Raw genomic sequence first — 16,550 nt, 5'->3', positions numbered from 1 at the left:
TGAATGCGAAAGCCTGAAATCGGCGTCATCTCGCCGATGTGCGCGCTCCCACGCACCGTGCCTCGGCGCGGTTGCAGGACCCATGCTCGATGTCCCGTCACGCGCGCCCCACCCGTTCCCACGGACCCCGCCGATCATGCAGATGGACCGCATCGCCGCCCCGTGCCACGATCCCCCGGCGTACGCTCGACGCATGTCCCCCTCTCGCTCGCGGCGGCACTGACGTGGGTCGCCTGACCGCCTCCCGCCGGGTCACTCGCATCACCCTCGACGGGGTCAACCGTCAGAGACCGGATGCCATCGCCGTCGAGGAACCGCTCGAGATCCGCGTCGCGGGCTCACCGCTCGCCGTGACCATGCGGACCCCCGGGCATGACGTCGAGCTCGCGGCCGGCTTCCTGGTGTCGGAGGGGGTGATCAGCCGCGGCGACCAGTTCGCCCGCGCGATCCACTGCGGCGGGCCGGGTACGGGCGGCGCCGACGGAAACACCTACAACGTGCTCGACCTCACGCTCGCGCCCGGGGTCGCGCTCCCCTCGCCCGACATCGCCCGCTCGTTCTACACGACGAGCTCGTGCGGGGTGTGCGGAACCGCGTCGATCGAGGCGGTCGAGAAGGTGTCGACGTATGACGTGTCGACCGACGAGGTCCGCATCGACGCCCGCGACGTCGCGGCGTTCCCCGATCGCCTGCGCGAGGGGCAGAAAGTGTTCGACAAGACCGGCGGACTGCACGGCGCGGCCCTGTTCGACATCGCCTCGGGTGACATGCTGGTCGTCCGCGAAGACGTCGGTCGCCACAACGCGGTCGACAAGGTCGTCGGGTGGGCGCTGTTGAACGACCGGCTCCCCCTGCGGGGCACCGTGCTGCAGGTGTCGGGTCGCGTGAGCTTCGAGCTCGTGCAGAAGGCCGTGATGGCCGGCATCCCGATGCTGTCGGCGGTCTCGGCGCCGTCGTCGCTGGCGATCGAGCTGGCCGAACGCGCGGGGCTCACCCTCGCCGCCTTCGTGCGCGGGGGCAGCATGAACCTGTACTCCCGGGCGGACCGAATCGCGGTTCCCTCCACCGACGCGCCCACAACCCCCTCTGCCGCAGCGCCGTCGAGCGTACGCTGACGAAGAGCGCGGGAAGGGTGGATGCCACCGACCCGGCACCGAATACCACGGAGGGTGAGCATGGGTGAATCTTTCGGCCTGATGACCGAGAAGCCCCGTCAGGGAGGCCTCGGACCGGTCGTCACGGGCGACTGGTCGAGCACCGGCGAGTACGAGCATCCCGCCGCCGGATGGGGTGCCGCGCTCACCGTCGGCAAGGTGCTGCTCGAACAACGCCAGCCGATCGCGGGCACCAGGGCGATGTTCACGATGAACCACCCGAAGAGCGGTTTCGACTGCCCGGGGTGTGCGTGGCCCGACGACAAGGGCGTCGCCCTCGACATCTGCGAGAACGGCATCAAGCACGTCACGTGGGAGATGACCCACAAGCGCGTCGGCAAAGAGTTCTTCGCCGAGCACTCGGTGTCCGAGCTGTCGCAGTGGACCGATTTCGCCCTCGAAGACGCCGGGCGCCTCGTCGGCCCGATGGTCTACGACGCGGCCAGCGACCACTACGTGCCGATCTCGTGGAACGACGCCTTCCGCCTCATCGCCGAGCAGATCACGGCTCTCGATTCCCCCGACCAGGCAGCGTTCTACACCTCGGGCCGGCTCAGCAACGAGGCGTCTTTCCTCTACCAGCTGTTCGCGCGCGAGCTCGGCACGAACAACCTCCCCGACTGCTCGAACATGTGTCACGAGGGCTCGGGGCGTGGACTCACGGCATCCCTCGCCACCCCGAAGGGCACCGCCGATCTGGAGGACTGGGAGACCTGCGACGCCCTCTTCGTACTCGGCGTGAACGCGGCTTCCAACGCCCCGCGCATGCTCACGAGCCTCGCCGAGGCGATCGACCGCGGCGCTCAGGTGGTGCACGTCAACACGCTGCGCGAGGTCGCCGGCACCCGGACGATCGTCCCGCACGAGATCGTCGACATGGCGACGTTCCACAGCACGCCGACGAGCACCATGAACCTGCAGGTGCGCCCGGGCGGTGACCTCGCCCTCGTGCGCGGCATGGCGAAGGTCGTGTTCGAGGCGTCCGACACCGACCCGAGCGCCCTCGACCAGGCCTTCCTCGATCAGTACACGACCGGGCTCGACGAGTACCGCGCTCTGGTCGAGGCGACCCCGTGGGACCAGCTCGTCGAACAGGCGGGGCTGACCGAAGCCGAAATCCGCGGGGCGGCCGACGTCTATCTCAGCGCGGACCGGACGGTCATCAGCTGGTGCCTCGGCGTCAGTCAGCACCAGCACGGCGTCGACACCGTGCGCGAGATCGTCAACCTGCTGCTCCTGCGCGGCAATGTCGGGCGCAAGGGCACCGGCCCCTCGCCCGTACGCGGCCACAGCAACGTTCAGGGCAACCGCACGTGCGGTATCAACCACAAGCCCACCGAGAAGTGGCTCGCGAAGCTCGACGAGGTCTGCGGCATCATCTCGCCGCGAGAGCCCGGCCTCGACACCGTTCACACGGTGGCCGCGTTGCACCGCGGCGACCTCAAGGTGTTCGTCGGGATGGGCGGCAACTTCGTCCGGGCTGCTCCCGACACCTCGCTGACCGCCGAGGGCATGAGCCGCTGCGAGCTGACGGTCCACGTCAGCACCAAGCTCAACCGCAGCCACCTCACGCACGGCAAGCGAGCGCTGATCCTCCCGTGCCTCGGCCGCACCGAGCGCGACGTGCAAGAGGCGGGCCCCCAGTCGATCTCGACCGAAGATGCCATGAGCTCGGTCATGCTCTCGCTCGGCTCCCGCAAGCCCGCGTCGCCGTACCTGCTCAGCGAGCCCGAGATCATCGCACGCATCGCGCGCGCCACCATGCCCGACTCGGCGACGCCGTGGGAGTGGTACGTGGGCGACTACGACCGCATCCGCGACACCATGGCGAAGGTGCTGCCCGGATTCGAGGGCTTCAACGAGCTCGTGCGCCAGCAGTACGGCTTCCGCATCCCGCAGCCGGCGCGCGAGCGCGACTTCCAGACGCCGTCAGGCAAGGCGGAGTTCTCGGATGCCGAGCTGCCGAACGTCATCCCCGAAGAGGCCGACGTGCTGGTGCTGCAGACCATGCGCTCCCACGACCAGTGGAACACCACGATCTACTCGGCCGACGACCGCTACCGGGGCGTCCGCAACATCCGCGAGCTGGTGTTCATGCACCGTCGAGACATGAAGGACCGCGGCATCGCCGAGGGCGACCTCGTCGACATCGTCGCGACCTCGCGCGACGGCTCGGTGCGCAGTGTCACGGGCTTCCGCGCGCTCGAGTACGACACGCCGCGCGGCAGCGCCGCCGGCTACTTCCCCGAGCTCAACGTGCTCCTCGGCCCCGACGACTACAGCCGCCAGAGCGACCAGCCGCTGATGAAGGACATCCGGGTGAGGATCGCGAAGACGGCCTGACGCCGTCGCCGAGGCGCGCGGCGGGCAGCGCGCGGTGCGGCAGCGCGCGGCACGCAGAATCGGAGCGGCGCAACGGATTCGGACCGGTTTGGCCTCGGCATCCGACTCTGCTGCACCGGTCCGATTTCGTCGACCGGAGCCGGTCGACACTGCGCCGGCAAGGGAGCGGACCCGACGTCAGAACGACGACAGCGCGCGGGCCATCAACGATGCCCAGATGACGATGAACACGACGTTTGCCGCTGTTCCGAGCGCCCCGATGATCATGGCCCACCGCGCGAACCCGACGCCCGCTTCGACGTTGTCCGGCCGCTTGAGCTGATTCCGCGCGACGATGCCGATCACGAGCCCGGCGATCGGCACGATGAACGCCGCGATGAAGCCGACCACCGCAAGTGTGCTCGTCCGCACCGGTGCCACGGGAGAGGTCATGGCGCGATGGTAGCGGTACCCGCCCGGGCCGTGCGCCGGATCCGGATCGCGAACGCAGATCCGGATCGCGAACACAGATCCGGATCGAATCCACGATTCCGTCCGGATCTGGCGTGCGTCTCCGGATCCGGCGCATCTCGGAAGCCGACACCGCGCGCGTTCCGCCTGGACCGCCCCCATCGGCCCCCGCGGGCGCCGTCGCTCAGCCCGGGACGTTCCCGAACGTGCCCGTGAGCGAGTCTGTGCCCTGCTCGCTCACCGATGTCAGGACGAACGCGAGCGGTGCACCCGGCACGCTCGCGGATGCCAGCTCCGGCGCGCTCAGTCGCGCCGCGAGCTGCGTCGCCTCCTCGGGCGTCAGGTGCGCGACGTAGAACGTCGGCTGGTTCGGCCCCGCTGCGGGCGCTTCGAGCAGCACTTCGGCGTCCGGGTAGTCACGGGCGACGGAGATCACCTCGCGGACGCCGTCCATCGTCGTGTAGGCCGGCACGTAGACGAGGCGGAAACGGTCACCGAGCGACGTCACCGTGAACGACCCGCCGTCGGCGAAGAGCGCCGTCGATGAGAGGGCGGTGATCAGCGGCGCCACGTCGCCGAGGGTCGCGGCAACGGCCGACGGCCACCCCGCCCCCGCCGAGATCCCGCTCGCGCCAGGAACGGAAGCCGCCTCGAGCACGCTCGAGACCGAGTCGGCAGTCCCCTCGGGTTGCAGCGTGACCTGCCACTTCGGTCTCACCGACACCTCGGGGTCGAGCTGCACGGCGTCGGCGTCCTCGGCGTACAGGGTCACCTCGCGCTGCGTTCGCGTCACGGCATCCTGCACTCGACCCGCGAAACCCACCACGTCGCCGCTCGCGGCTTCGGCGTCGACCGTGATCGAGAAGGGGCCGTCGGCGGGGTCGCACGTCACGACCACCGGGTCTTTGCAGAGCGCGATGTAGGGGTTCTCCGATTCTCCCGTGCATCCCGCCGTCGCGAAAGCGAGCCCCGCGCAGAGGACGACGGCGGCACGGCGGAGGGTCAGACGCATACCCGCCATCCCACCACGTGACCCCGCTCAGCCGCCGCCCCGCCGCGCCCACCCCGGAACCCGTTCCGGGCGCGGCCCCACCCCGATCACGAACGCCGGGACCACGCTCAGCCCGCGCAGCCGACGCAACAGGATGCCGGCGATCCGGGGCACGACGACCCCGGTGCGGCCCGCGATCACCGGCGCGATCACGCGCGCATGGACGACCCGCTGCAGGGTCTGGATCACGATGGTCGGGAATCGTCGCCGGCGCTGCACTCGCCCGAGCAGACGCCCCGACCGCGGTCCGGCGAGCGCCCCGTCGCGCAGCGGTTTCGCGAGCAGACGCGCCGCGGCGACGGCATCCTGAACCGCGAGGTTGATGCCCACCCCTCCCGCGGGCGACATCGCGTGCGCGGCGTCGCCGATGCACAGCACGCCGTTCGCGTGCCACCGGCGGAGGCGGTTCAGCCGCACGTCGAGGTGCTTCACGTCGTCCATCGACGCGATCGTGTGCACGTCCTCGGCCAGGTCGGGGAGGAGCTCGGCGACCTCGGCGCGGAACGCGTCGATTCCGGCGGCGCGGAGCGCGGCATCCGTCCCCTTCCGGCCGATCCACGCGACCTGCACGTACCCACGGCGGGGGATCGCGATCCCGATACGGCCTCGACGGACGCGCGGGAGCAGCGCCTCCGCCAGGTGCCGTGCGGTCGTGATGCGGAACCACCACACGTCGAACGGCACGCGGAACTCGCGCACCGGAAACCCGACCGCGCGACGGACGACCGACCACCGCCCGTCGCACGCGACGGTGAGGTCGGCGAGCAGCTCGCCCTCACCGCGCGGGGATCGGATAGTCACGCCGCGAACGCGCCCGCCCCCGCGGAGCACGCCGGTCACCTCGTGCTCGCGCCGCAGGGTGAAGGTCGGCTCCGCCTCCGCGGCCGCCGCGAGCAGGTCGAGCAGATCCCACTGCGGCACCATCGCGATGTACGGATGCCGCACCCGCAGGCGATCGAGATCGGCGAGCACCACGTCCGAACCGTCGGTCGTGGGGACCCGGAACTGGCGCACACGGGACTGCGGGAGCCGGTCGAAGCGCTCGAAGAGTCCGAGGTCGTCGAGCAGTGCGAGAGTCGAGGGGTGGACGGTGTCACCCCGGAAATCGCGGAGGAAATCCGCGTGCTTCTCGAGAACGGTGACCCGGATGCCACCCCGCGCGAGCAGAAGTCCGAGCACCAGCCCCGCGGGCCCGCCGCCGGCGATGGCGCACGTCGACGTCATGTCGCCCTCCTTCTCACGCGGTGCTTCTGTGCGGTGGCGTCGGGCATGACGCCCCGGACCGTCACGCGGAGTTCATCGCCGACACGCCGTGCCGCGGCATCCTGAACCGGCGCGTCGCGCCCGGACTCCGCCCGAGGGAACGTAGTGGCCGCCCGCCTCAGATTTTGCTGCTGACCAGGATGCCGCGGCCCTCGAGGTCGGCGGCGACCTTGCCGACCGCCTCTTTATAGGCGTCGTAGAGCCTCACCTGGACGAGACCGTCGTCGTTACCGCTGCCCGGCTGGAAGATCGGGCGGTGGAGATCCACCTGGACCGTGCCGCCGAGGTCGGTGAACTTCACATCGAGCACCTCGCGGAGCGAGTCCTCGCTCGTGATGAATCCCTGGAACATCGTCCGGGCGATGCTGCCGTGCGCGGCCTTCCAGTGGTCGCCCTTGTCGGTCACGGTGAAGTCCGCTGCTTCGAGGGCCGATCGCGTGGCGTCCTGCGCCGCGGCGAGGTCGCCCGAGACGACGAGCTGGAAATTGAGGATGGCCATGGCACGCCTTTCGGTCCGGTGCGGATCAGCCTGTCGCCTTCCTCTGTTCGGCACAACCACTTCCGGTGCCGCCACCCTCCCACCGGGTCCGCGCGGTACCCGGCGGTGGGGTCGTCCGCCACCGTGCCGTCACGCGGAGTTCGTGGCTGACACGCCGCCCCGCGGCATCCGGAACCGGCGTGTGGCGACCGGACTCCGCACGACGGTACGGGCCCCGGCCGTGACCCGTGACGGCCCCGGACCTCGACCAGGGGAGCGGATGCCACGCCCCACCCGTCCTCCCCAGCGGGGCGGAGGCCGCGACCTGTCCACGTCGGCCGATCAGGATCGGCTGCCCCAACTAGACTGATGCCCGTCCGGCCCCTGCGATTCTTGGAGCTCAGCCGCGTGACCACCCCGAACCCCGCCGCCCGCACAGCTCTTGCTGACACCGTCGAGAACGCCATCGCGACGCCCGAGAAAGAGCAGCCGTACGGCGCGCTCGGCCTGAAGAGCGACGAGTACGCGAAGATCCGCGAGATCCTGGGCCGCCGCCCCACCAGCGGCGAGCTGGCGATGTACTCGGTCATGTGGAGCGAGCACTGCTCCTACAAGTCGAGCAAGATCTACCTGCGCCAGTTCGGCCAGAAGGTCAGCGACGAGATGAAGACTCGGCTCATGGTCGGCATGGGCCAGAACGCCGGCGTCGTCGACGTGGGCGAGGGATGGGCGGTCACCTTCAAGGTCGAGTCGCACAACCACCCGAGCTACATCGAGCCGTTCCAGGGCGCGGCCACCGGCGTCGGCGGCATCGTTCGCGACATCATCTCGATGGGCGCGCGCCCGGTCGCGGTCATGGACCAGCTGCGCTTCGGCGCCATCGACCACCCCGACACCCCGCGCGTCGTGCACGGCGTCACCAGCGGCATCTCGTTCTACGGCAACTGCCTGGGCCTGCCCAACATCGGCGGAGAGACGGTCTTCGACGCCGTCTACCAGGGCAACCCGCTCGTGAACGCCCTCGCGGTCGGCGTCATGCGCCACGAAGACATCAAGCTCGCCAACGCCACGGGCGTGGGCAACAAGGTCGTGCTGTTCGGTGCCCGCACGGGCGGCGACGGCATCGGCGGCGCGAGCATCCTGGCATCCGACACCTTCGCCGACGGCGGCCCCACCAAGCGTCCCGCGGTCCAGGTGGGCGACCCGTTCGCCGAGAAGGTGCTCATCGAGTGCTGCCTCGAGCTCTACCGCGACGACCTCGTCGAGGCCATCCAAGACCTCGGGGCCGCGGGCATCTCGTGCGCCACGAGCGAGCTCGCCGCCAATGGTGACAGTGGTATGAAGGTCGAGCTGTCGAAGGTGCTGCTGCGCGACCCGTCGCTCACGCCCGAAGAGATCCTCATGTCGGAGTCGCAAGAGCGCATGATGGCGATCGTCGCACCCGAGAAGCTCGACGCCTTCCTCGCGGTCGTCGGCAAGTGGGACGTCGAGACGAGCGTCCTCGGCGAGGTCACCGGCGACGGCCGCCTCGTCATCGACTGGTACGGCGAGCGCATCGTCGACGTCGACCCCTCGACTGTCGCCGTCGACGGCCCCGTCTACGAGCGTCCGGTCGCCTACCCGACGTGGATCGACGCATTGCAGGCCGACTCCGCCGCGACCCTTCCCCGGGCGACGGATGCCGAGGCCCTCCGCGAGCAGTTCACGACGCTGGTGGCGAGCCCCAACCTGGCCGACACATCGTGGATCACGAACCAGTACGACTACTACGTGCTCGGCAACACCGCGCTGAGCTTCCCCGACGACGCCGGCATGATCCGCGTCGACGAGGAGACGGGTCTCGGCTTCGCGATCGCGACCGACTGCAACGGCCGCTACAACCAGCTCGACCCCTACAACGGCGCGAAGCTGGCGCTGGCCGAGGCGTACCGCAACGTCGCCGTCACGGGTGCCGTGCCCACCGCCGTCACCGACTGCCTGAACTTCGGCAGCCCCGAGAACCCCGAGGTCATGTGGCAGTTCAGCCAGGCCGTCGAGGGCCTGAGCGACGGATGCCTCGAGCTCGGCATCCCGGTCACGGGCGGCAACGTCTCGTTCTACAACCAGACCGGCGACCAGCCGATCCACCCGACCCCCGTGGTGGGTGTCCTGGGCATCATCGACGATGTCGCCGCGCGCATCCCGAGCGGATGGCAGGATGCCGGCGAGAACCTCTACCTGCTCGGCGTCACGGCCGACGAGCTCGACGGCTCGCAGTGGGCCGGCACGATCCACGGCCACCTCGGCGGTCGCCCGCCCAAGGTCGACCTCGCTCAGGAGCGCAAGCTCGCCGAGCTGCTCCAGGCCGCGGGATCGCAGTCGCTCGTTTCAAGCGCCCACGACCTGTCGTCCGGCGGTCTCGCCCAGGCCCTCGCCGAAGGAGTGATGCGTTTCGGCGTCGGCGCGCGCGTGTGGCTCACCGAGCTCATGGAGCGCGACAACGTGGATGCCACGGCCGCCCTGTTCAGCGAGTCCACCGGGCGCGTGCTGGTCAGCGTCCCCCGCGAGGAGGACGTGAAGTTCCGGGGCCTCTGCGACGGCCGCGGATACCCGGTGCTCCGCATCGGTGTGACCGACGTCGAGCCCGGCACCGAGGCATCCCTCGAGATCCAGGACGTCTTCACGGTCCCCGTCGCGGAGCTGCGTCGCCTGTCGACGGAGACGCTCCCCGCGGTCTTCGGTCCGACGGTCGCAGAGCCCGTCGCCTGAGACCGCGGCCATCCTTCGCTAGGCCCGCCGCACCCGAACCGACCCGCCCGCCCACCCACCCACACCGAGAGGAGACGCGGTGACGAACGACGACGACATGTCCGTGTTCGATGAGAAACGACAGCGCCGCGTGAAGGTGACCGCGTGGGTGGTCATCGCGGCCCTCGTCCTCACGGGCGGCGGCGCGACGGTGCTGACGCTGATCTTCGGCTGACGCGAGGCGGCACGCCCGGCGCGGATCGCCCCGGCGCGGGCGGCTCCCGCGCGCACGACCCGTGCGCAGATTCGGATCGAGGCAGCAGATCCGGACGAAAACTCCCGATCTCATCCGAATCTGCTGCACTGATCCGAATCTGCGACCACGGATCGTCGGCGCCGCGCGCCTGACCCGCCCACCCCGGCCTACCCCAGCCCCGGCCCACCCCGCCCCACCCTCTGCCCCTGTCCCCTGCCCTCCCTGTCCCTGCCCCAGCCCCAGCCCCAGCCCCGGCCCGCCCCGGCCCCACCCTCTGCCCCTGTCACCTGCCCCAGCCCCTGCCCCCGCCCCAGCCCCAGCCCCAGCCCCAGCCCAATCCGGCCCCACGACAAGCACCGTGTCGCATGCCCGACGTAGCATGGGAGCGTGGAGCCGCTGATGGTCTTGTTGGCCGAGTGGTGGTGGATCGGGCCCGCGGCGGCCGGTGCCGGCACACTCGGCTGGATCGGCGTGCGCCGCTCTCGCCAGCAGCGTGCCCTCCCCGCCGGCACCACCACGACGGGTGACCGCGCGGCTCGCGCGTGGGCGTCCCGCCCGATGAGCAAGAACGCGGCCCGTCGACTCGAACTCGACGCGGCGCAGCTCGACCTCCTCACCGCACGGCAAGCCATCACGCGCGGGCGGGCCGAGGTCAAGATCGCCGATGCCGAGGTGGTTCGTGCACAGGCGGAGCGGGCGGCATCCCGAGGCTCTTCCGAAGCCGTGTCGGCGGCACGAGCGCGCCTCGTGGCGGCGCAGCACGCTTTGCGCGCCGCGTCGGCCGACCTCCGGGCGCGACGCGCCGCGGTCAAGGCCGCGCAGGCGATGCTCCCCGCCATCCGTGGTGGCAGCGCCCCCCTCCCGGTCGAGCGCCTCCTCGCCGAACACGACGCCGTTCTGGCGCGCTGGATGGCCTACGAGACCGATCCGGCGCTCGCGATCGACTTCCCGGGGATGTCGGATCCTCGGTCGCCCCTGCTCGCCGAGTTCCTCCGGGCACACGAGAAGGCGCAGTGGCTTCGCCCCGCGTCGGCGCAGACGCGCCTCGAACCCGCGGACTTCCTCGCGTACCGCGACGCGGTCCGCCGCACGGTGAACGCGTTCGACCATGCGGAACGCATCGCCCGACACGGTGACAAGAATCCGCCCCCGGCGTTCGACGGTTCCGAGGCCTGGGGACGCATGGCATCCGATCTCGCCGAATCCGCTCAGCGCGCCCTCGCCCGGTCGATGGAGTCCATGGGACGGGCCGCCGCGCGCAGCTGGAACGAACGGAGCACGAAGCGCGGCCGGAAGAGCACCGACCCCGAATGATCCCGGCGAGGTCGTCACCGCGGACCGGCGTAGCATGACGGGGGTGCATGACTTCTGGACCTTCGCGGGCAGCTATTGGTGGCTCGTGTTTCCGCTCTTCGGGATGACGATGGGGGCGGTGAACGGCGTGAACAAGCGCCGTGAGGTGCAGGCCCGCCGTCGGCACCGCGAACAGATCGAGCTGATCCGCGCGCAGGGCGGGGCCGCTCCGGCTCCGCTGACGCCCCCCGCCGAGACCGACGACCAGCAGCGCCTCATCGCCGCGCAGGATGCGGTGACGCACCGCTGGCTGGAGTACGAGCTCGACGCCGGGAAGCTCATCACCTACCCCGCGATGAGTGACGGCCGCCAGCCGCTGACCGCCGCGTTCTTGCGCGCCAAGAAGGTCGCAGACAATCTCCGACCCCGCGACGGGGAGACGCTCTCGCCCGAGCGGCTCAAGGAGTACCGCGACGCCGTCACCGACTACGAGGTCGCGTTCGAGGTGGCCGAACGCGACGCCCGTCGGGTGAAGGACGCGGCCTTCTCACCCGATGAGCGCAAGCGTCTCGATACCGCGAAGCAGTTGCTCACTGTCGCGACCGACCAGGCGGCGACGCCGAACGAGCGCCAGCTCGCGTACAAGCGCGTGCGCGAGGAGCTCGACGGCCTGATCTGGCTCTCGGACGACGCGGTCGAGGAGCTCGAGAAGAAGGTCGCGCTCGAGCTGCCGCGCGGCGCCGAACCCGCACCGCGGACGCCGCCCGAGCCCGCGGTCTGACCCCGCTCCATGCCGCGGGTCGCGCCCCACCCGCGCACCGGAATCGGCCCACCGCACCAGAATCGGGCGACCGACCCCTCGGCATCCGATTCCGCTTCACCCACCCGATTCAGCTCCTCCGCGCACGCGGTCCGACCCCGCGGCAGCCGCCCTCGCACTGCCGCACGGGAACCGCCGCGTAGCTCAGCGCTTCCGCCGGATCCGCACCGGCCCCCGCGCGGTCGTCACGTCGACGACCTCGCCCTTCTGCGTCACCTCGACCTCGCCGAGGCCGACCAGCTCGTGCGCCGCATCGCGCGCGGGCTGCATGAGGTCGCGCCAGTCGTCGCCGCCCACCGCGCGGGCGGCCTCCGACGGACAGATCGTCTTGTCGGCATCCCGAGCCGCGAGCAGTTCGCGAATGGATGCCACGAGCCGAGGGTCCGCACCAGATGACGGGGCCATCTGTCCAGTCTCCCTCGGCGCGGCGATGACGGGGCCAGAATGAGCCGGTGCAAACCGATCGACACGCCCCCGACCTGCCCGGCCGCGCGGTCATCGCGCAGCGGTGGAATCGCGCGGTGTTCGTGCACTGGCGGGTCGACCCGGCCGAGGTCGCGCCCCTCCTGCCGTCCGGAACCCGCCCCGATGTGCACGACGGTTCCGCATGGGTGGGTCTCGTGCCGTTCGTGTTGAGCGAGTTCCGCTTCCTGCCGCTTCCGCCGGTGCCTCTCCTCGGCACCTTCACCGAGATCAACGTCCGCACCTACGCCGTCGACGACGAAGGACGCCGCGGCGTCGTGTTCCGCACGCTCGAGGCCGAGCATCTCGCGCCGGTCCTCGCCGCCCGCGCGCTGTTCGGCCTGCCGTACCGGTGGGCGCGAGTGGGGGTGCGCACCGACGGTGCGCGAATCGAGTTCCGGTCGCGGCGTCACGGGGGTCGGCATCCCGGAACCCGCGTGCGCGCGACACTCGGCACCGACACCGTCGACACCCCGCTGTCACGCTTCTTGACCGCCCGATGGGGCTTCCACGAGCGCCACCTGGGCCGCACGATCTGGGCCGCGAACGCCCACGAGCCGTGGCCGCTCGTCGAGGCCCGGCTCGACGAGCTCGACGACGACCTCGTCGCGGATGCCGGGTTCCCTCAGCTTGCCGGTCGCGCGCCCGACTCGGTGCTCGCGATGCCGGCGGGGCACCCGGGCTTCATCACGCGGTTCACCGCGGCGCGCTCGATCAGCTGATCACCGGCCGCCGCGGGCACGGCGCGGCCCCGCAGAGACAGACGACGGCGGCGGCCCCCACCCGAGGGGACCGCCGCCGCACGTCACGTCAGCGCTGCGTCGAGAACGCGCCGGGGTTCTGCTCGAGCCAGGCCTGCACGGCCTCGGGCTCCTTGCCCTCGCCGTACTCGTTGACGACGAGGTCTTCGAGGGAGCCGTACTGCTCGTCGTCGAGCTGGATGCCGGCGATGAGCTCGGCGGCATCCGGGTACTTCTCCTTGAAGCCCGAGGTGGCGAGGAAGTGCAGGGCCTCGGGCTTGCCCATCAGGCCCTGGGGGTCTTCCAGGTCCTTCACGTCGTACGCGTCGTTCGCCCAGAAGGGACGCCACAGGGTGACCGCGATGTCCTTCTGCGCCGCGATGGCGTTGTCGAGCTCGGTGAGCATCGCCGCGGTCGACGAGGTCACGAGCTCGAGGCCGTCGAGACCGTAACCGGGCATCGCGACCTCCTGCGTCTGCTTCGTCAGACCCGCGCCCGGCTCGATGCCGTAGATCTTGCCGTCGAAGCGCGCCGCGTTGTCTTTGAGCTGGTCGATCGAGTCGATGTCGACGTAGCTGGGCACCGCGATGGTGAGCTTGGCGTTGTCGTAGTACGCGCCGAGGTCCTCGATGCTGTCGCCGTACTTCTTCATGTAGTCGGCGTGGGTGAGCTCGGGCCATGCCGACGGGTAGATGTCGACGTCGCCCTGAGCGAGGCCGGCGTACAGCGGACCCGCCTCCGTGAGGGTCTGCATCTCGACGGTGTAGCCGAGCTTGCCGAGCTGGTCCTCGAGCAGGTACGCGGTGCTCAGGCCGTCGGTCCACGAGGGCAGGAAGCCGAGCGTGATGGTGCCCTTGCTGTCGTCGCCGCCCGAGCCGCCTTCGGCCTGGTTGCCGCTGGCGCAGCCGGCGAGAGCGAGGGCGCTGACGGCGCCGAGGGCGAGGGCACTGGTGAGGTGTCGCTTGTTCATTGCTGTGTTCTCTTCCTTTTCGTATGCGATTTCCGTGGGTGTCCGCTCGGAAGGGGCCGGTTGGTCCGCCCCTCCCGAGTGAGAGGGATGCCGAGGGGTCAGGCGCCCGTCGAGATCGGGGCGCGACGCGGCGACGCCTGCTCGCGCTCGGCCTCGGCGGCCGCATCCGTCGACGGAGCGGGGCGCGGGGGCGTGGCATCCGTCGATCCGGCGCCCCGACGACGGCCCAGGATCGCCAGCAGCGACGAGCGGTTGTCGGCGCGGTTGCCGAGGGCCGCGGTGAGACGGTCGAGGTAGACCGCGAGGATGACGACGCTCAGGCCCGCCTCGACGCCCTTGGGCAGGTTGACGGTCGAGATCGACTGAACGACCTCCTTGCCCAGTCCGTCGGCGCCGACGATGCCGGCGACGACCGCCATCGACAGGGCGAGCATGATGACCTGGTTGACGCCGGCCATGATCGTGGGCATCGCGAGCGGCAGCTGGATGCCGCGGAGGATCTGTCCCGGGGTCGCGCCGAACGCCTGCCCCGCCTCGACGGTCTCGGAGTCGACGCCGCGGATGCCGAGCTCGGTCAGTCGCACGCCCGGGGGCAGGGCGAAGATGACCGTCGAGACGACACCGGGCACCACGCCGATGCTGAAGAACGTGATCGCCGGGATCAGGTAGACGAAGGCGGGCATCGTCTGCATGAAGTCGAGGATGGGCTTCAGCACCGCGCGAACGGTCGCGTTCCGGGCCGACCAGATCCCCAGGGGAACCGAGATCGCCACCGCGACGACGGTCGCGACGAGCACGAGGGCGAGCGTCTGCATCGCGGTGACCCACTGACCCATCGCCAGGATCAGCGCGAAGCCGATCACGGTGCCGAGGGCGAGCTTCCACGAGCGCAGGAGCCACGCGAGCAGGGCCGCGACGACGATCACGACGACGATCGGCGCAGCGAGGAGCACGTCGCTCAGCCCGCCGACCAGGAAGCGGACGGTCACGGCGATGACGTCGAAGAATCCGGAGAGGTTGTCGCGGAGCCAGTCCACACCGCCGTCGACCCACGAGCCGACCGGGACACGGAAGCCGTCCATCAGCGCACCCCCTCGGTCTCGGAGGCCGCGACCGGAGTGTCGAGCACCGCGTCGATCTCGGCGGAGGGCAGGGGCTGCGGGAGCACGGTGATCTCCTCCGTGGAGCTGGGGCCGGGGCCGAGGGCGGCGAGCAGCGTGACGCGCGGGATGACGCCGGCCAGGCGTCCCTCCGCGTCGAGCACGGCGAGCGGCAGGGGCGACTCGACCGAGGGGACGAAGAGGTTCATCAGCACGTCGTCCTCGCGCACGCTCTGCGGGAGCGGACGCAGCTTGGACGCGAGCGAGCTCTCGCCCGCGCGGACCAGCTTCATGGCATCCCGATCCGTGATGATGCCGAGCGGCTTCCGGTCGCGATCGGTGACGTACACGGCCGACATGTATGCGTCGCGCATCTGCCGCAGCGCGGTGCGCGGACCGGCCGAGGCGTCGACGCGCGGACGCGGACGCTCCATGACGTTGCCGGCGGTGAGCACGCGGGCACGGTCGACGTCCTGCACGAACTGCTCGACGTAGTCGTTGGCGGGGTCGGTGAGGATGTCCTCGGGCGTGCCGATCTGCACGATGCGTCCGTCGCGCATGACGGCGATGCGGTCACCGAGGAACATCGCCTCGTTGAGGTCGTGGGTGATGAAGACGATCGTCTTCTTCAGGGTCCGCTGCAGCTCGATGAGCTGTTCCTGCATCTCGCGGCGGATGAGCGGGTCGAGGGCGCTGAACGCCTCGTCCATCAGGAGGATGTCGGTGTCGGCGGCGAGCGCGCGGGCGATTCCGACGCGCTGCTGCATGCCGCCCGACAGCGCCGAGGGGAAGGTGTCGCCCCACCCCTCGAGACCCACGAGCGCGAGGATCTCTTCGGCCTTCGCGAGGCGCTCGGCCTTGCCGACGCCGCGGAGTTCAAGCGGGTAGGCGACGTTCGCGGCCACCGTGCGGTGCGGGAGGAGCGCGAAGTGCTGGAACACCATGGCGAGGCGCTCGCGGCGCAGAGACCGCAGACGCGAGGGGCCGACGCCGGTGAGGGCATCGCCCTTCACCTCGACGGTGCCGGCGGTCGCCTCGTGCAGGCCGTTCAGCATGCGGATGATCGTGGACTTGCCGGATCCGGACAGGCCCATGATGACGAAGATCTCGCCGGGCTGGACCTCGAAGCTCGCGTCGATGACGGCGGCGGTCCCGTGGTCGGCGATCTCCTCGCGGCGTGCACCGGAGCGGAGCTTCTCGACGGCGGCTTGAGGAGAACGTCCGAAGACCTTGAACAGATTCTTGGCGGCCAGAGCCGGCGTCGCGGAAGTCTGCGGCGCGAGGGCAGGCGGATGTGTCACTGGTGCACCTCGGCGGCCTCGGGTGGCCGCATCGGTCACGCCCGGGTGGCAGTCGCCGGCGCTCAGGGGGGTGGAGCGCGTTGGCGCAGGATGTCGGATCCCGCGGCCCCGACTGCCGACCGTACGCTCGCGGTGTCGACTC

At 70.6% G+C, this 16,550-nt stretch carries 15 protein-coding genes; 7 read left to right on the top strand and 8 right to left on the bottom strand.

The features are described from left to right. Nucleotides 1-224: 224 nt before the first annotated feature. A complete protein-coding gene (gene fdhD, locus ACMW4R_RS03735) occupies nucleotides 225-1,115 on the top strand; it encodes a formate dehydrogenase accessory sulfurtransferase FdhD (protein WP_418299183.1) in 891 nt (296 codons plus the stop codon). A 60-nt stretch (nucleotides 1,116-1,175) separates the two neighbouring features. Further along, nucleotides 1,176-3,497: an FdhF/YdeP family oxidoreductase gene (locus ACMW4R_RS03730; RefSeq protein WP_418299182.1), complete on the top strand. Its 2,322-nt coding sequence runs from the start codon at nucleotides 1,176-1,178 to the stop codon at nucleotides 3,495-3,497. A gap of 177 nt (nucleotides 3,498-3,674) precedes the next feature. On the opposite strand, the gene ACMW4R_RS03725 is transcribed toward ACMW4R_RS03730, so the two are convergent. From ACMW4R_RS03725 to ACMW4R_RS03710, 4 genes are all read right to left on the bottom strand, one after another. Continuing rightward, a complete protein-coding gene (locus ACMW4R_RS03725) occupies nucleotides 3,675-3,929 on the bottom strand; it encodes a hypothetical protein (protein ID WP_153004665.1) in 255 nt (84 codons plus the stop codon). 202 nt (nucleotides 3,930-4,131) lie between these two features. Beyond that, complete coding sequence (locus ACMW4R_RS03720) at nucleotides 4,132-4,959, bottom strand: hypothetical protein (RefSeq protein WP_418299181.1); 828 nt, start codon at nucleotides 4,957-4,959, stop codon at nucleotides 4,132-4,134. A gap of 27 nt (nucleotides 4,960-4,986) precedes the next feature. Continuing rightward, nucleotides 4,987-6,222, bottom strand: coding sequence for an FAD-dependent oxidoreductase (locus ACMW4R_RS03715; protein ID WP_418299180.1), 1,236 nt, complete (start codon nucleotides 6,220-6,222; stop codon nucleotides 4,987-4,989). 157 nt (nucleotides 6,223-6,379) lie between these two features. Beyond that, the gene (locus tag ACMW4R_RS03710; protein WP_058598175.1) at nucleotides 6,380-6,760 is read right to left on the bottom strand and encodes a hypothetical protein; all 381 of its coding nucleotides are present in this window, start codon (nucleotides 6,758-6,760) and stop codon (nucleotides 6,380-6,382) included. A 348-nt stretch (nucleotides 6,761-7,108) separates the two neighbouring features. Between ACMW4R_RS03710 and purL the strand changes: the two genes are divergently transcribed. The 4 genes from purL (at nucleotide 7,109) to ACMW4R_RS03690 (ending at nucleotide 11,796) form a co-directional block, all read left to right on the top strand. After that, a complete protein-coding gene (gene purL, locus ACMW4R_RS03705; protein WP_418299179.1) occupies nucleotides 7,109-9,487 on the top strand; it encodes a phosphoribosylformylglycinamidine synthase subunit PurL in 2,379 nt (792 codons plus the stop codon). 79 nt (nucleotides 9,488-9,566) lie between these two features. After that, on the top strand, nucleotides 9,567-9,701 hold the full coding sequence (locus ACMW4R_RS03700) for a hypothetical protein (protein WP_275044580.1): 135 nt from the start codon (nucleotides 9,567-9,569) through the stop codon (nucleotides 9,699-9,701). Between the two features lie 408 nt (nucleotides 9,702-10,109). Further along, entirely contained in the window at nucleotides 10,110-11,036 is a 927-nt protein-coding gene (locus tag ACMW4R_RS03695) for a hypothetical protein (protein WP_418299178.1), read from the top strand. A gap of 43 nt (nucleotides 11,037-11,079) precedes the next feature. Continuing rightward, nucleotides 11,080-11,796, top strand: coding sequence for a hypothetical protein (locus tag ACMW4R_RS03690; protein ID WP_418299177.1), 717 nt, complete (start codon nucleotides 11,080-11,082; stop codon nucleotides 11,794-11,796). Nucleotides 11,797-11,979: 183 nt separating this feature from the next. Here ACMW4R_RS03690 and ACMW4R_RS03685 read toward each other — a convergent pair whose 3' ends face one another. Continuing rightward, on the bottom strand, nucleotides 11,980-12,207 hold the full coding sequence (locus tag ACMW4R_RS03685; RefSeq protein WP_418299176.1) for a DUF3253 domain-containing protein: 228 nt from the start codon (nucleotides 12,205-12,207) through the stop codon (nucleotides 11,980-11,982). 80 nt (nucleotides 12,208-12,287) lie between these two features. On the opposite strand from ACMW4R_RS03685, the gene ACMW4R_RS03680 reads away from it, so the two are divergent. Then, the gene (locus tag ACMW4R_RS03680; RefSeq protein ID WP_418299175.1) at nucleotides 12,288-13,019 is read left to right on the top strand and encodes a YqjF family protein; all 732 of its coding nucleotides are present in this window, start codon (nucleotides 12,288-12,290) and stop codon (nucleotides 13,017-13,019) included. A gap of 88 nt (nucleotides 13,020-13,107) precedes the next feature. On the opposite strand, the gene ACMW4R_RS03675 is transcribed toward ACMW4R_RS03680, so the two are convergent. The 3 genes from ACMW4R_RS03675 to ACMW4R_RS03665 all read right to left on the bottom strand — a co-directional run bounded on the left by ACMW4R_RS03675 (nucleotide 13,108) and on the right by ACMW4R_RS03665 (nucleotide 16,408). Beyond that, on the bottom strand, nucleotides 13,108-14,007 hold the full coding sequence (locus tag ACMW4R_RS03675) for a glycine betaine ABC transporter substrate-binding protein (protein ID WP_418299174.1): 900 nt from the start codon (nucleotides 14,005-14,007) through the stop codon (nucleotides 13,108-13,110). Between the two features lie 98 nt (nucleotides 14,008-14,105). Further along, a complete protein-coding gene (locus tag ACMW4R_RS03670) occupies nucleotides 14,106-15,089 on the bottom strand; it encodes an ABC transporter permease (RefSeq protein WP_418299173.1) in 984 nt (327 codons plus the stop codon). Beyond that, nucleotides 15,089-16,408 (bottom strand): quaternary amine ABC transporter ATP-binding protein, encoded by a 1,320-nt coding sequence (locus ACMW4R_RS03665; protein WP_058627366.1) that lies wholly within the window; start codon nucleotides 16,406-16,408, stop codon nucleotides 15,089-15,091. Before ACMW4R_RS03665 ends, ACMW4R_RS03670 begins: the two co-directional genes overlap by 1 nt. Nucleotides 16,409-16,550 lie beyond the last annotated feature (142 nt).

Origin of the sequence: Microbacterium sp. S1037 (assembly GCF_048381605.1) — a bacterium.
GTDB classification, from domain to species: Bacteria; Actinomycetota; Actinomycetes; order Actinomycetales; family Microbacteriaceae; genus Microbacterium; species Microbacterium testaceum_B.
The sequence above is the reverse complement of the archived record's forward strand: the minus strand, read 5'-3'. Positions and strand labels throughout refer to the sequence as shown.